The organism is Pseudoglutamicibacter albus (genome assembly GCF_031458175.1).
GTDB lineage: Bacteria > Actinomycetota > Actinomycetes > Actinomycetales > Micrococcaceae > Pseudoglutamicibacter > Pseudoglutamicibacter albus.
Genome location: NZ_JAVDXX010000001.1, coordinates 2,125,016 through 2,140,152 on the forward strand (window position 1 = coordinate 2,125,016; position 15,137 = coordinate 2,140,152).

At 60.2% G+C, this 15,137-nt stretch carries 13 protein-coding genes; all 13 read left to right on the forward strand.

Annotation, left to right across the window (positions count from 1 at the left end; translation table 11 throughout):
• The first annotated feature begins 106 nt into the window (after positions 1-106).
• A complete protein-coding gene (ftsH, locus tag J2S67_RS09405; protein WP_377649483.1) occupies positions 107-2,158 on the forward strand; it encodes an ATP-dependent zinc metalloprotease FtsH in 2,052 nt (683 codons plus the stop codon).
• A 170-nt stretch (positions 2,159-2,328) separates the two neighbouring features.
• Positions 2,329-4,197 (forward strand): variant leucine-rich repeat-containing protein, encoded by a 1,869-nt coding sequence (locus J2S67_RS09410; protein ID WP_310248508.1) that lies wholly within the window; start codon positions 2,329-2,331, stop codon positions 4,195-4,197.
• Between the two features lie 231 nt (positions 4,198-4,428).
• The gene (locus J2S67_RS09415) at positions 4,429-5,748 is read left to right on the forward strand and encodes a variant leucine-rich repeat-containing protein (RefSeq protein ID WP_310248511.1); all 1,320 of its coding nucleotides are present in this window, start codon (positions 4,429-4,431) and stop codon (positions 5,746-5,748) included.
• Positions 5,749-5,958: 210 nt separating this feature from the next.
• Positions 5,959-7,893 (forward strand): FAD-dependent monooxygenase, encoded by a 1,935-nt coding sequence (locus tag J2S67_RS09420; protein WP_310248514.1) that lies wholly within the window; start codon positions 5,959-5,961, stop codon positions 7,891-7,893.
• 33 nt (positions 7,894-7,926) lie between these two features.
• The gene (locus J2S67_RS09425) at positions 7,927-8,640 is read left to right on the forward strand and encodes an IclR family transcriptional regulator (protein WP_239446773.1); all 714 of its coding nucleotides are present in this window, start codon (positions 7,927-7,929) and stop codon (positions 8,638-8,640) included.
• Positions 8,641-8,657: 17 nt separating this feature from the next.
• On the forward strand, positions 8,658-9,365 hold the full coding sequence (gene folE / locus J2S67_RS09430) for a GTP cyclohydrolase I FolE (protein WP_310248518.1): 708 nt from the start codon (positions 8,658-8,660) through the stop codon (positions 9,363-9,365).
• A 79-nt stretch (positions 9,366-9,444) separates the two neighbouring features.
• A complete protein-coding gene (gene folP / locus J2S67_RS09435) occupies positions 9,445-10,371 on the forward strand; it encodes a dihydropteroate synthase (protein ID WP_070507564.1) in 927 nt (308 codons plus the stop codon).
• The gene (gene folB, locus J2S67_RS09440; RefSeq protein ID WP_070507566.1) at positions 10,368-10,751 is read left to right on the forward strand and encodes a dihydroneopterin aldolase; all 384 of its coding nucleotides are present in this window, start codon (positions 10,368-10,370) and stop codon (positions 10,749-10,751) included. Before folP ends, folB begins: the two co-directional genes overlap by 4 nt.
• A 14-nt stretch (positions 10,752-10,765) precedes the next feature.
• Complete coding sequence (gene folK / locus J2S67_RS09445) at positions 10,766-11,407, forward strand: 2-amino-4-hydroxy-6-hydroxymethyldihydropteridine diphosphokinase (RefSeq protein ID WP_070491354.1); 642 nt, start codon at positions 10,766-10,768, stop codon at positions 11,405-11,407.
• The gene (locus tag J2S67_RS09450; RefSeq protein ID WP_070507570.1) at positions 11,404-11,886 is read left to right on the forward strand and encodes a DUF3180 family protein; all 483 of its coding nucleotides are present in this window, start codon (positions 11,404-11,406) and stop codon (positions 11,884-11,886) included. The genes folK and J2S67_RS09450 overlap by 4 nt, the downstream gene beginning before the upstream one ends.
• A complete protein-coding gene (locus J2S67_RS09455; protein ID WP_310248522.1) occupies positions 11,873-12,424 on the forward strand; it encodes a PH domain-containing protein in 552 nt (183 codons plus the stop codon). Before J2S67_RS09450 ends, J2S67_RS09455 begins: the two co-directional genes overlap by 14 nt.
• A gap of 8 nt (positions 12,425-12,432) precedes the next feature.
• The gene (locus J2S67_RS09460) at positions 12,433-13,995 is read left to right on the forward strand and encodes a PH domain-containing protein (protein WP_310248525.1); all 1,563 of its coding nucleotides are present in this window, start codon (positions 12,433-12,435) and stop codon (positions 13,993-13,995) included.
• Positions 13,992-14,906 (forward strand): DUF2520 domain-containing protein, encoded by a 915-nt coding sequence (locus J2S67_RS09465; RefSeq protein ID WP_256174061.1) that lies wholly within the window; start codon positions 13,992-13,994, stop codon positions 14,904-14,906. The genes J2S67_RS09460 and J2S67_RS09465 overlap by 4 nt, the downstream gene beginning before the upstream one ends.
• Positions 14,907-15,137: the final 231 nt, after the last annotated feature.

Genomic DNA, 15,137 nt, shown 5'->3' on the forward strand with positions numbered 1-15,137 from the left:
AGCGGGTTCGCAGCTCCCCTTTGAACAGCCGGCCGTGTTGAAGAACAGCCGGTTTTGACGGGTGGGGTAGGGGCTGTGGCTAAGAGGAAGGCGCGTCAGCGCATCAATGGACAAGACGACTCAGCCTAAGAAGAAGCTGTATCAAACCTGGTATTTCTGGGTCATTCTGGGTGTTGTTGGACTCATGGTTGGTATGTCCGTTCTGTTGAGCGGGCAGCGCAACGAGGTCCCGACCTCGGTTGGTCTGAAGCTTCTTGAGGACAACAAGGTCACGCGCGTTGATCTGAATGATGACGGCAACCGGGTTGAACTGAAAACCACGGAACCGGTCAAGCATGAGGGCCGTGACCTTGGTAAGAAGGTCACGTTCAAGTATTCGGTGACCCGCGGCCCGGAGGTCGCTAAGGCGATTGCGGCCGCGGAGCCAGAGAATGGTTTCGAGGACCGCCCGCAGACCAGTAACTGGTTCTTGTCCACGTTGGGTCTGTTGTTGCCGATGATCATCATCCTCGGCTTGTTCTTGTTCCTGATGTCGCGCGCCCAGGGTGGTTCCGGCAAGATCATGCAGTTCGGTAAGTCCCGGGCGAAGATGATCAATAAGGACATGCCGGAGGTCACGTTCAAGGATGTGGCTGGCGCGGATGAGGCTGTTGAGGAGCTCCGGGAGATCCAGGAGTTCTTGCAGCATCCGCAGAAGTTCGCTTCAGTTGGGGCGAAGATCCCGCGCGGTGTTCTGCTGTATGGCCCTCCGGGTACCGGTAAGACGTTGCTTGCTAAGGCTGTTGCCGGTGAGGCTGGGGTTCCGTTCTTCTCGATTTCGGGTTCCGATTTCGTTGAGATGTTCGTTGGTGTGGGTGCCTCCCGCGTGCGTGACTTGTTCGAGCAGGCTAAGAGTTCTTCGCCGTCGATCATTTTTGTTGATGAGATCGATGCGGTGGGCCGCCAGCGTGGTGCCGGCATCGGTGGCGGTAACGATGAGCGTGAACAGACGCTGAACCAGTTGCTGGTTGAGATGGATGGTTTCGATGCGAACACCAACGTCATCTTGATTGCGGCGACGAACCGTCCGGATGTTTTGGATCCGGCCTTGTTGCGTCCGGGCCGTTTTGACCGTCAGGTGCCTGTTGAGGCGCCGGATCTTGCGGGACGTAAGAAGATCCTTGAGGTGCATGCGCGCAATAAGCCGCTGGTTGATGGGATTGACCTTGAGGCTGTCGCGAAGAAGACACCGGGGTACACGGGTGCTGATCTTGCGAACGTTTTGAATGAGGCCGCGCTGTTGACGGCGCGTTCCAACGCTCATTTGATTGATGATCGAGCGATCGATGAGGCGATTGACCGTGTGATGGCGGGCCCGCAGAAGCGTACGCGTTTGATGCGTGAGCATGAGCGCCAGGTGACGGCTTATCACGAGGGTGGCCACGCATTGGTTGCGGCTGCTTTGAGGCATTCGGCTCCGGTCACCAAGATCACGATTCTTCCGCGTGGCCGTGCGTTGGGCTACACGATGGTTGTGCCGACGGAGGACCGTTATTCGATAACCCGCCAGGAGTTGTTGGATCAGCTCGCGTATGCGTTGGGTGGCCGCGTTGCGGAGGAGGTCGTGTTCAACGATCCGTCAACGGGTGCCTCGAACGACATCCAGAAGGCCACCGAGACGGCCCGGAAGATGGTGACCCAGTACGGCATGAGCTCCGAAGTGGGTGTTGTGCAGCTGGGTACCGGTAGCGGCGAACCGTTCCTGGGCCGTGAAGCCGGGCAGACCCGCGACTATTCCGAGGGCATGGCTGAGGTTGTGGACAAGGAAGTCCGTCAACTTCTGGATAACGCTCACGCTGAGGCGTATCAGATTCTGACTCAGAACCGGCACGTCCTGGATCGCTTGGCTAAGGAACTTTTGGACCGTGAAACCTTGAACCAGGCGGAGGTCGCAGAGATTTTCCATGATCTGGTGAAGCTTCCGGAACGTGAGCAGTGGCTGTTCGATGAGGCCCGCCCTGGCCAGGACCTCCCACCGGTACGTGGTGAACGTGACATCAAGCGCGACCCGCAGGGTAAGGGCACCGAGCCGAAACCTGGAGAAGGTGTCACGGTTGTGGACCCTCCGGCTGGGGGAACTGAACTGCCGGGAGGGGAACCGCAAGGGCCAGGTGCTTAGGCCCTGGCACATAGCGGCGGAGCTCGCGAGGACCAGGCGTCTGGCCCTCGCGGCGTAATTGTGTACGCGTGTGCGGACGGAACGGTGTTTGAGGTTCTCCGAGCTAGAACCTGCAGGCTGGTCTGATCTAAGATCAAACTGATCTGTCTCCGAAGCCACGTTAGGTTGTCATGAACACCTCCGATTACTCCTCAATGACTGAGGAAGACGTCAGAAATAATCCCCAACTGGATCAGACTACGCTGATGAATGTGGCGCAGTCGCGCCCGGATCTGCGCGCGGCGGTGCGCCAGCACCCTAACTGCTATCCAGGCCTCGCGGAATGGATCGATAGCCAGTCAGCTGGCGGGCAGCAGCCACAGCAGAACCAGTACCAGTACCAGTACGGTCAGCAGCAGCCGCAACAGAGCCAGCCTGCGCAAGGCTATGCGGCCCAGGGTTATGGAGCGCAGGGCAACGGGGCTCAGGGTTATGGGGCTCAGAATCCGTCGCAGCAGTCGGGGTATAACGCCGGCTATGGTCAGCAGGCTCAGCAGTACGGTCAGCCACAGCAGTATGGGCAGCCTCAATCGCAGCAGTACGGGCAGAACCAGTACGGCCAGAATCAGTATGGTCAGCCGCAGCAGAATCAGTACCAGCAGGGTCAGTACCAGCAGTATCCGGCGCAGCAGCAGTCGGGCTACAACCCTGGCTATGGTCAGCAGGCTCAGCAGTACGGTCAGCCACAGCAGTATGGACAGACTCAGTCCCAGCAGTCCGGGCAGAACCAGTACGGCCAGCCACAGTATGGGCAGCCACGTCCGGGCGTTGTGCTTCCGAAGGAGTGGACAGGGTGGCTTCCTGTCATCATCGCGGGCTTGGCTGTTCTTGCTTTCATTGCGATCTTCTTGCCGGCTGTCAGCGCGAAGAGTAGGTTCGGTAGCCACACCGGTTCGCTTCTTGATGCCCCGGCCGGCGTCAAGGTGCTTGCGATCATTTCGATGATCTTGGTGATCGCGGCCGCAGCTGTGCCGGCCGTGGCGTTCTTTGTCCGAAGGAAACCGCTGCCATTGATCTATCCGATTGCGGGGATCGCGGCAGGCGCTTTGGGCGTCATCACCTACATCGTCATGTTCATCCAGGTCGGCGCCGAGGCGAACAAAGCGCGTAAGCAGCTTGAAGAGTATGGCTATTCCCTGGAGGACACGGGCACTTCGGTAGGCCCAGCGTTCGGCACGTTCTTCGGTCTGGTTGTTTTCGGCCTACTCCTTGCGGCGGGTGTTGTTGCGCTTCTCATGGAGCTGAAGGGTAAGGGCATCAGCGCGAATCTGCAGCCAGCTTTCACAGGCGGCTCGAACGGGGCAGGCTGGAATCAGCAGCCGTACCAGAACAACCAGTACGGTGGCTACGCCCAGCAGTCGCAGCACCCACAGCAGGGCCAGCACGGTCAGCAACAGCAGCAGCAACATACTGGCGAACAGCAGTCTGGCCAACAACAGTCAGACCAGTCGCAGGATGATCAGCAACAGGGCGAGCCGCAGCGGGGTGGACAGGCACAGGGAGTCCAGCAGCAGGACAGTGGCCAAGCGCAGGGTCAGCGGGCGGCTTGGCAGTCGCCGGACCAGCAGCCTCAGAACGTCGAGGCCAAGCTTCCGGACTCTGAAGAGTCTGCTCAGAGTGAGGCGAAGGTTTCGGAGACCGCGGTTTCGGAGCCGGTTGCGTCCGAGCCTGAATCTGTTGCTACTGGCGAGCCGGTATCCGAGACACCTGAAGAGGTTAGCGAGGCGCCAACGCAGGCTGCAGATGCTGAGCCTGTCGATGAACCAGTTGTAGCCCCGGTTGAGGAACCAGTTGTAGCGCCGGCTGAGGAGCCTGCCAAGGAAGAGAGCCAGGAGGCGCCGACTGAGGCCTCGGGTGAGACGGTGCCGGCGGGGGCGTCGGCAGTTGAGCTGCAGCAACTTGCCGCGACTAAGCCTCAATTGTGGGAGCAGATCCGTCAGCACCCTAACTGCTATCCAGCGTTGGCGGAGTGGATTAAGCAGGCACAGAGCACAAACTGACCTGCTCAGAAGTAGTTAGCAGAATGCCCCAGGAGGCAAGATGCCTCCTGGGGCATTCTCTTGTTAACGATCCATACTTCTCAGCGCATACTTTTCAACGCATTCTTGCCACAAGCTTGGTGGCAGAATGTGGTCATGGTCACTTAACCTGGGTTAGCCTTAGACCAGGTTAAACCGCCAGTAGCTTCACAAAACACAAAGAAACAGTTGATTACTTCAAGGTAGGTCGCCATGAGCACCCCTGATTTTTCTTCAATGACTGAGGCAGACGTTCGTGACAATCCTCAGTTGGATCAACATACGTTGATGAATCTGGCGCAGTCGCGTCCCGATCTGCGGGCGGTAGTGCGTCAGCATCCCAACTGTTATCAGGGACTCGCGGAATGGATCGACGCCCAATCAGGCGGTGGGCACCAGCCACAGCAGTATGCCCCGACGCAGTACGGTCAGCCTGGTGCGGACGTTGTGCTTCCGAAGGGATGGTCGGAGTGGCTTCCGGTAATCATTGCAGGCCTAGCTGTTCTCGGTCTCGTTGCATTGTTTTTGCCCTTGGTGAGCGTACGGGTTGATATCCACTCAAGTTCTGTCGGTTTCTTCGCGGGGGGCAATTTAATTAAGGAAGCTAAATTAGTTCCGCATGAGGCGACGATACTTGCGATCATCTCTATGGTCCTGGTGATCGTTTCCGCGGCTGTGTCGGTCGCGGCATTCTTCGCTCGTAGAAGAGCGTTGTTATCGACCTACCCGATTGTGGGGATCGTGGCGGGCGCTATGGGCCTCACCGCGTACATCGTGGGGATTGCTGGAGTGAACGGCAAGCTCAGCGAAATACGCAGATTTGCTGAAGCACTTGGAGCATCCTGGGAAACTGAAGACACCATGATTGGTCTAGGCTTCGGTTCATTCTTTGGCCTGGTTGTGTTTGGCCTGCTCCTGGTGGTGAGCGTTCTCGTACTTATTATGGAGCTGAAAGGCCGGGATCTCAGAGCGAATATTCGGCCAGCTGTGTTCGTGCCGGGGTCGGCAGCTCAAGAATTACCAGCTGAGGCAGCGGGTCAGACGGTGCCTGCTGGGGCGAAGCGAGGGGCTGTAGCGATGCCGTTCATGGTGGCCGGTCTCGCCGCCCTGGCATTCGCGACCGTGTTCATTCCAGCTTATGTTCTTAACATCGAGGGCCACGGAGGGCCTGCCTTTGTGTGGAGGCTTGAGGATCCGGTCTTGATCCTGGCGGTCATTTCTATGGCTCTGTCGCTTGTTTCAGCAACCCTTTCCGCCATAGCAATATTTATTCGCTTGAAGCCGCTCCAGGTGACCGGCGCAATGAGTGGGGCTATTGCCGGGGTTGCAGGTGTCGCAACTTATATTGTGTTTTTCCCTCATCTGGCGATGATGAACGATAGGTTGAAAGATCTCGAATATTCCAAGTATTCATTTGCTGCTGCCCCTGGCGCTTTCATCGGCCTGACCGTTTTTTCCATCTTGCTTATAGGCGGAAGCATCGCTGCTGTTCATGCATTCAGGAGTCGTGGTCGTTCGGAGGGGATTGGCTAGGCCTCGATAGAGGTTCCGCTGATGTGGGCGGCGACGGGGACGTGGAGTGTGATGCTCCACGTCCCTTCCTGGTTAAGGACGTAAAAGACTGTTCGAGGCTCACCGTTCGCGTGTACGATAGATCACAGTTGCGAATACAGAATGCAGTGTTCGCATATCGGACTAATCTGTGATCTTTTATCCCAATACTTTCACCGCAATGGAGCCAGAATGCAGTTTCACCACAACGGCTATGTGACCGGAGACCCCCTCATCAAGGAAGCCGCAGGAGTCGGCATCGACCGTAGTGAAGACCTGCCGGAGGTTATGGACGTACTGATCGTGGGCGAAGGTCCCGCCGGTATGACTACCGCAGCGCAACTCTCGGTCTTCCCGCAGCTCGAGGTGCGCCTCATCGAACGCCGCGAACACGAACTCCAGGTCGGCCAGGCAGACGGCATCCAGGCCCGCTCCGTCGAAACCTTCCAAGCCTTCGGGTTCGCAAACCGTGTGATCGATGAGGCCTACCATCTCCGCGAAATGGCGTTCTGGAAGCCAGACCCAGAAAACCCAAAGAACATCGTCCGCGCGGCACTCGCCCCGGATGACCCGCACGGTGTCTCCGAATTCCCGCACCTGATCATCAACCAGGCCCGCATCATGCAGTACTTCGGTGAGTTCATGCGTAACCAGCCTTCCCGCATGAAACCGAACTACGGCATCGAATACGTCTCCCACGAACGCGACGACTCCCAGGAATACCCGCTGCTCGTCAACCTGCGTTACACCTTCGGTGAGAAGGCCGGCGAAGAGTTCTCGGTCCGCACCAAGTACCTCGTCGGCGCTGACGGTGCGCGTTCACAGATCCGCCGCGACATCGGCGCAACCCGCGTAGGCCAACAAGCCGCACACGCGTGGGGAGTCGTGGACTCCATCGTCGAAACCGACTTCCCAGACTGGCGCACCAAGTGCGCGATCCAGTCCCATGACGGCGGCTCGATCCTCCACATTCCACGCGAAGGTGGCGCGATGTCGCGCATGTACGTCGACCTCGGCGAAACCGCCGCAGATGACGACGGCAAGGTTCGCCAGACCCCGCTCGATGAGATCGTGCGTCACGCCAACGAGATCCTCCACCCGTACACGGTTGAGGTGAAAGACGTCGCATGGTGGTCGGTTTATGAGGTCGGCCACCGCGTCACCGACCGCTTCGATGACGTCCCAGTGGAAGAAGCCGGGAACAAGATGCCGCGCGTATTCATCCTCGGTGACGCATGCCACACCCACTCCGCTAAAGCCGGTCAGGGCATGAACGTCTCGATGCAGGACGCATTCAACCTCGGTTGGAAGCTCGCGCACGCCCTGCTCGGTACCGCTCCGTTGGAGATCCTCTCGACCTACACGGGCGAGCGTCAGGTGATCGCGCAGAACCTCATCGACTTCGACATGGAATGGTCCTCGATGATGGCGCGTAAGCCAGAGGAGTTCGAAAACCCGAGCGACCTCGAGGACTTCTACGTCCGTACCGCCGAGTTCCCGGCAGGTTTCATGACCGAATACGAGCCGTCCATGGTGTGCGGTGACACCAAACACCAAGAGCTCGCTGCCGGTTTCCCGGTCGGTAAGCGCTTCAAGTCGGCGTGGGCTACCCGCCGTTGTGACGGAGTCCGTTTGCATCTGGGCCACCTTGCAGAAGCCGATGGCCGCTGGCGTATCTATGTGTTCGCTGACGGTGCGCACCCAACCGAGCACTCCGCGGTGGATGATCTCGCAGCATGGCTCAAAGACGACGAGGCATCGCCGCTGGTTGGCGGCGAGCTGGGCGGCCGCCCACGTCACGAATGGTTCGACGTCAAGGTGATCTACCAGCAGTCCCACGAGGAGTTCGAGGTCTTCGACGCACCAGAGGTGTTCCGTCCACGCTACGGCGACTTCGGCATCATGCAGTGGGAGAACGTCTTCGCCTCGGCTCTTGGTTCGGCTGACCGTGAACGTCAGGAAATGAACCCTGTTGCTTTGAGCCGCGACATCTACGATGCGCGCGAGCTTTCGCGTGACGGCGTGATTGTTGTTGTGCGCCCTGACCAGTACGTTGCCCAGGTCCTGCCGCTGGATGCCACGGATGAGCTGAGCGAGTTTTTCAAGGGCGTCCTCTCGGAGTCCTAAGGAAGCCACGGAAGATAGAGCCAGGTTGTCTTTGTGACGGTTGATTCTGAGGGCCGTGCGGGGGCGTCTGCGGCGGGTTCGCAGACGCTCTCGCGCGGCCTGAGTTTGTTGGAGGCCATCGCTGAGTATGAGCAGGGCCTCACGATCCCGCAATTGTGTGAACGGGTCGGTTTGCACCGTTCGATCGTCTACCGGTTGCTGCGTACGCTAGAGGCGCACAACATGGTGGTGCGGGGCGCCGATGGTGTTGTGACGTTGGGCCCTAACTTATTGGTTTTGGCGCGTTCAGTGAGCCGTGATGTTCAGGCTGCCGCGTTGCCGGAGCTAACGAGGTTGTCTCAAGGTCTGCAGATGACGGCGTTCATTGCTGTTTTGACGCAGGATCAAGTGGTGACATTGGTTTCGGTTGAGCCGAAGGTCGATGGTGCCACGCTGGTTCAACGTCCGGGTTCCGCCCATCCGTTGGACGCTGGCGCCCCGGGGGCCGCCATCCGGGCGCAGCTGGGGACTGCGGAGTTGGCGGCGCGTGGTTTAGCGCATCCGGAGTTGCTTGGGGATGCCGCCGCACCGTATACCAAGAGCCGTTCGCAGGTTTTGACTGGCGTGAGTTCGATCGCGGTCCCGTTGCGGGTCCCGGGCTATGCGGCGGCGTCGCTCGCGGTGGTGTTTGTGGGTAGTGAGGACGATGCGGGGGTCGCTTCCGCGTTGCACCTGTCGGCTTCGGTGATTGAGGCTGAGCTGTTGTAGGTCGGTAGGCTGTGATCATGTCGAACGTGGACTCTAATGGTTTTGGTGTGACGGGCAAGAGCCCTGACGCTGCACCCGGTGACGCTGGGCTCGGCGGCACTGTTGCTGGTGACGTTGAGCTTGGCGAGGTTGAGCAGGGTTGGACGGAGCAGGGTCGTGTTGATCAGGCTCGGATTGAGCGTGCTGTCCGCGAGATCCTGTTGGCGGTCGGTGAGGATCCGGACCGGGATGGTTTGGTGGATACGCCGGCGCGTGTGGCCCGAGCGTATGCCGAGGTTTTCTCGGGCCTGCATATGGATCCGGCTGACGTGTTGTCTGCGTCCTTCGATATTGATCATTCGGAGATGGTCTTGGTCAAGGACATCCCGTTCTATTCAACGTGTGAGCATCACCTAGTTCCGTTTCATGGGCGGGCTCATATCGGTTATATCCCGGGTGTTTCAGGCAAGGTCACGGGGTTGTCGAAGCTGGCCCGGCTGGTTGATCTATTTGCTCGGCGTCCGCAGGTTCAGGAGCGTTTGACTACGCAGATTGTGGAGGCATTGGAGGATCATCTGCAGCCGCGTGGGGCGATTGTGGTGATTGAGGCGGAGCATTTGTGTATGTCGATGCGGGGCGTTCGTAAGCCTGGGTCGACGACCACGACTTCGGCTGTGCGTGGTCAGTTGCGTGAGTCGGCTACGCGTGCTGAGGCGATGGGCCTGATTATGGGGCATGGCCGGTAGCTTTTTCGGCTGGCGGGTAGGCTAGTGGTGTGCGGCCGTGTGCCGCGTGTTCGTTGCGTCTCGTCTGGAAGGTCGGTTGATGTTCAACCTCGCTGCAACCCCTGGTACTGGCCCTAATACGTCTGCTTTGGCTGTGATTCGTGCGAAGTCGCGTGAGGATGCGTGGGCTGATTTGCCGCGTGATCGTTGCTTGGTGATGGGTATTTTGAATGTCACTGAGGATTCGTTTTCGGATGGCGGCCGTTTCCTGAATGTTGATGCGGCGATTGCGCATGGTCTTGAGATGATGCGTGCCGGCGCTGACATTATTGATGTTGGTGGTGAGTCGACGCGTCCGGGCGCTGATTTTGTGGATCCTGAGGTTGAGGCTGCTCGGGTTGTGCCTGTTGTGAAGGGCCTGGTTGCTGCGGGCGCTGTGGTTTCGGTTGATACGACGCATGCTTCGACTGCGCGTGAGGTGTGGGAAGCTGGCGCGCATCTGATTAATGATGTTTCTGGTCAGACGTTTGAACCGGATATGGCTCAGGTTGTTGCCGAGTTGGGTGCTCGGGTTGTGCTGACGCATCGCCGTGGGGATCAGAAGACGATGGTGGATCACGCTGAGTATGGCGATGTTGTGGCTGAGGTTGTTTCGGAACTGGTCGAGGTGCGGGATCAGTTTGTTGCCGCGGGTGTGGCGCGGGAGAACATTATTTTGGATCCGGGCGTGGGTTTCGCTAAGAACGCCGAGCATGATTGGGCTGTTTTGAATGCGACGGATCGTTTTGTGGCGTTGGGTCATGACGTTTTGATTGGTACGTCGCGTAAGCGTTTCTTGGGGCGGTTGCTGGAGGAGCGTAAGCGCCCGCATGAGGTTGCTGACCGTGACGCGGCAACGCATGCGACGAGCACTTTGGCTGCCGCCGAGGGTGCGTGGGCTGTGCGTGTTCATGATGTTGCCGGTACCCGCGATGCGGTTGAGGTTGCGCGTGCGTGGGTGAACCCTGCTGAGGCGGTTAAGGCGTGAGGCCTTTCCAGTGGGATGGTCATGACGTCATCACGATCAACGGAATTTCTGCGACGGGTTTTCATGGTGTTTTTGATCATGAGAAGCGTGAGGGCCAGAGGTTCGTTGTCGATGTGAAGGTTGCGACGTCCTTCCGGGTCTCGGCCGCATCGGATGATGTTTCGGACACCCTGGATTATGGGTCGATGGGCCAAGCCGTTGTCGATGAGGTTCAGGGCGGGCCATACAACTTGATTGAGAAGCTGGCTTCGGTGATTGTTGACCGTTTGATGCGGGACTTTTCTCCGCTCGCGGTGCAGGTCACGGTGCATAAGCCCGAGGCACCGATCCCGGTGCCGTTTGGCGATGTGGCTGTGACGATGAGCCGTAGCCGTTCATAACGTTGGAGGCTGTAATGTCGCAGGGTTCTGAACCGTATGAAGCAGACGGTGGCCCGCTCCCGGAGGTTTTGACGCGCGAGCCGGGTTTCCCGGTGGTTGCGGTGATCGCGTTGGGCGCTAATTTGGGTGACGTTGTTGAGACGTTGGCGTTGGCGCGCGCTGAGATCGCGGCGTTGGATGGGGTCACAGTCACGGGTGAGTCGCCGATGGTGTTGACGGATCCGGTGGGCGGCCCCGAGGGACAGCCGGAATACCTGAACCAGGTGATCGAGGTTTCAACAACGCTGGCGCCGGCGACGTTGCTGGAACAGTTGCAACGTATTGAGGCTGAGCACGGCCGTACTCGTGAGGTGCGGTGGGGTGCCCGGACCTTGGATTTGGACATCATCACGTTCGGCTCTGTTGTGAGCGATCACCCGGTCTTGACCCTGCCGCATCCGCGCGCGCTGGAGCGCGGGTTTGTGGTGATCCCGTGGTCGTGGATGGACCCGGGCGCGTTTGTGGGTTCGGAGTCCGTGTTCCGTGTTGCGCGTGAACTTGAGCCTTTAGGCGGGGTGCGCCCGTACATGGATCCCGCGCATCGGCTACCGGACTCGCGCGATGACCGTGAGGCCACCGCAACCGCTCCGAGCAATGGTGGGGCGTCCGCATCGTGATTAAACTACGCGTTGTGCCGATGCTGGGTGGATGGCTTGTGTTCGCGGCCCTCGGGTTGTTGACCTCGACGCTGCTTGCCGTTGTGAGCGCGGACCTGTGGGCTATGGGGCGGGCGTCCTCGGTCGCGTTGGTTGCGGTGGCTGTTGTCGCGTTAGTTCTGGGTTTGTGGGTGTTTTTATCGCGCACGCGGCGCACTGATCGCCGGATTGACCCGTTGGCGGCGGTGCGTGTTGTGGTGTTTGCGCAAGCCTCGGCGTTGGTGGGGTTGGCGGCATCGGGTTTCCACGCCGGCGTTGTGATCGATGTAGTGGTGAATGGTGTTGTGGGGTCACCGATTTTCTTCCGCGCGCTCTTTGCGGCGGCGGCCGGTCTGATCGTGGCAGCGGTGGGGCTGGTAGTGCAGCGGTTATGCACCGTGGACTCAGACGATGACGACGATGCCGCCCCGACGGAAGGAGCCGCAGATGCAGCACAATAACGATGCGGCGCAGGGTGGCTCGCCGGCGCAGACTGGGTGGGTTGCGGATCACGAGTGGATTCCGGTGGATCCGCGGTTGGCGCAGATTCAGCATCTTTCGAATATTTTCACGGTTCTGTGTCTGGGGGCGGCGGGGTGTGCGCCGTGGATCTTGAAGCGCCTGGGTGTGTTCGATGCCTCGACGTGGCTCGTGTGGGCGGGCTGGATCGTGGCTGGCTACACGCTGGTGAGCGGGGTTGTTCAAGCGTTCCTGATCGGGCCGCGCGTACGCAGCATGGGGTGGATGCTGCGGGAGAACGATTTCACGTACCGGGTGGGGATCGTGTTCCGCCGGGTTGTGGTGGTGCCGTATGGCCGGCTTCAATATGTTGATCTGAAGTCGGGGCCTCTGATGCGCGGGTTCGGTTTGTGCCAGGTCTCCTTCAAGACGGCCGCAGCAGAAGGCTCGCCGGACATCCCTGGCCTGACTCAAGCTGATGGCGAGCGTCTACGTGATGAGCTCGCGGCGCGGGGTGAGCAGAAGCTCGCCGGGATTTAGGGGGCGTTGTGTCAAACGTGCCTGAAACGGTTGAGTGGAAGCGGGTTCATAAGGCGACCCCGTTGGTGCGCGGGTGGATCATTTTCGCGCTGTTGGCATTCAATTTTGTGCGCAGTTGGGCCGAATCGTTTGTCAGCGGTAGCCCCTCCGGCGGCGATGGCGGGCGCGAGGGCGAAGGTGAGGGCGAGGGGTCCTCGGATTCTTTCGGCCTGTTCTCCGATGACACGTGGGTGATGTGGGCGTGGCTCGCGGTCATCATCGGCACGATCGTGTATTCGTGGTTCGCGTGGCGGGCCATGGGGTACCGGATCACAGCGAACCGTGTCGAAGTTCGGCAGGGCATCTTCATGAAGAACGTGCGCCACGCCCGCATCGACCGGATACAAAGCATCGACATCAACCGCCCCATTCTGGCCCGTATTTTCGGTCTCGCTGAGCTCGAGTTCCATGTAGCCGATGCGCAAGAAGCAGCCGCGAAACTCCAGTACGTGACCTACCGGCAGGCCCAACAGTTACGCGAGGACATCCTGCGTGCCGCCCGCGGCGAGCAACAACCCGTGGCCCCGGTACAGACCGAGGGGAACGCAGCACAGACAGAGGGGAGCACAACACAGACCGAGACTGCCCCGGCAACTGCCGAGGTAACAGCGGCAAAGACCCAGGCAACGGGAGTAACCGCCGAGGCAACTGCAGCATCGGAGGTAGTGCGTCCTCTCGTCAAAGTTCGCATGAGTCGGCTCGTGGCCGCGGCCCTACTGAAGAACGTGGTTTTCGGTGCCGTGGTGATTATCGGGTATGTGGTGAGTGCGATCGAGACGTCCTCGTTCACGCAGCCGCTCGTGGTTTTCGGCCCGCTACTCATAGCGTGGGGTGGCCTCGTCTTCTCGATGATCAACACCAACGGCGGCTTCGTTGTCAGCGCGGGGCAGGACGGGCTGGTGCTGACACGCGGCTACACCGAATCAAGCAACACCACAGTCCCCCCGGAACGCGTGCACGCGCTGGGGCTCCAACAGCCTCTGCTGTGGAAACTCACCGGCTGGTGGCGGGTTGTCGCGAACGTCCCCTCCGATGGAGCCTCCGCAGAGAAAAGCAACGTCTTGCTACCGGTGGGCACGTTCCAGGAGGCGCTCGCCGTAGTTGCGGCGTTGATCCCGAACCCGGGGACGGACCGGACCGGACCGCTCGTTGTGGCTGCCGCGGAACGCCCTGGGGAGGAACCGGAGTTTGTGGTGAGCCCACGGAAGGCGCGCTGGCTGTCCCCGATCGCGGGGTCGCGGCAGGCGTTCGCGCTCACGCAGACGATGCTGATCATCACCTCAGGCCGTCTGGTGAAGAAGGTCGCGTTTGTTCCGCATCAACGCACCCAAGGGGTTGCTTTGAGGCAAGGGCCGTTCGCTAGGGCGGCTGGTGTTGCGACTCTCACGGTGGCTACGGCTGCGGGGCCGGTCAACACAAAGATCTACGATGTTGCGGAGAAGACCGCGGACACTTTCGTTTTCAGGCAGTGTGAGCGGGCCGCCGCCCTGGCGGGCTGGGCAGACAAGAACCACTGGGGTGAGGTGCGGTGAGTTTTTCCTCCTTAGGCTCGGCTTCTTTGGGCGCGCATGCCCCGCGTTTAGGCATCGGGATTATCGGTGCGGGCCGCGTAGGCCCTGTGGTTGCTGCCGCGTGGAGGTCCGTGGGCCACCAGATCGTGGGGATCTCGGTCACGGATGAACGTTCCGCCGACCGGGCCGAGGCGATCCTGCCAGGCGTCCCCCACACGAGCACCGCTGATGTCCTCGAACGCAGCGAAGCCGTCGTGTTCGCCCTGGATGCCGCGACCATCCAGCAAGAGGTCGCATCCGCGGCCGCTGCTGGCCGCTTCCAGATGGGTCAGCTCGTGCTCCACACATCACCGGCGGTAGGCATCGACGTCCTGACTCCAGCCGCGGAAGCTGGCGCCATCCCGTTAGCGATCCACCCACTGCTGCGGTTCACGGGCACAAGCATGGACGCCACCGCGCTGAACGGGGCGCGCGCAGCCGTCTCTGCGCCGAAGCTCATGGTCCCGGTCGCGCTGGCGCTCGCCGTGGAGCTGGGTTGTGAACCCTTTGTGCTCGATGAGGATGACCGCGATCTGTATGCCGCGGCCGTCGCTGTGGCTACGGAGCCGGTCTCTGCGTCGCTTGCGTATGCGTGGGATGCGTTGAACAGCGTGGGTGTTGAAGATCCGAGCGCGGCCCTGGGACCGTTGGTGCGCTCCTCTGTTGATGCGGCGATAGCGAGCGGTTCGAGCGCGGGCACAAGTTTTGCTCGCACGCTGAGCCCGGAGGCCGTGGCGTCCGCGCGTCGTGGCTGGTCAGGGCCCGATGCGCCAGTTGGGGCGCACGGCTTCTATGTTGCGATGGCCACAGCGGCCATCACTCGAGCTGTTGGCCGTGGTGAAATAACCGACGCTCAAGCCGCCGCGGTGCTGGATGCGCTACAGAGCGAATAGCTGTTTTGTAGGGCGAACGAGTGATCCCGGGCACGAATTCGAAGGAATTTCGGTGACGGTGGCCACAAATTTTTACGAGTTTTCAGTGGTGCAGCACACCTTGAACCAGCAGGTTCCGCGGAATCATGCGGTTTTCGGTGCTGGTTGGAGCTCTGGAGGGGTTCATCGCCGATTTGCATGTTGTTCTGAACTCCCGTAATGTTTTCTCTTGTCGCCGCGAACGGCTCCGAC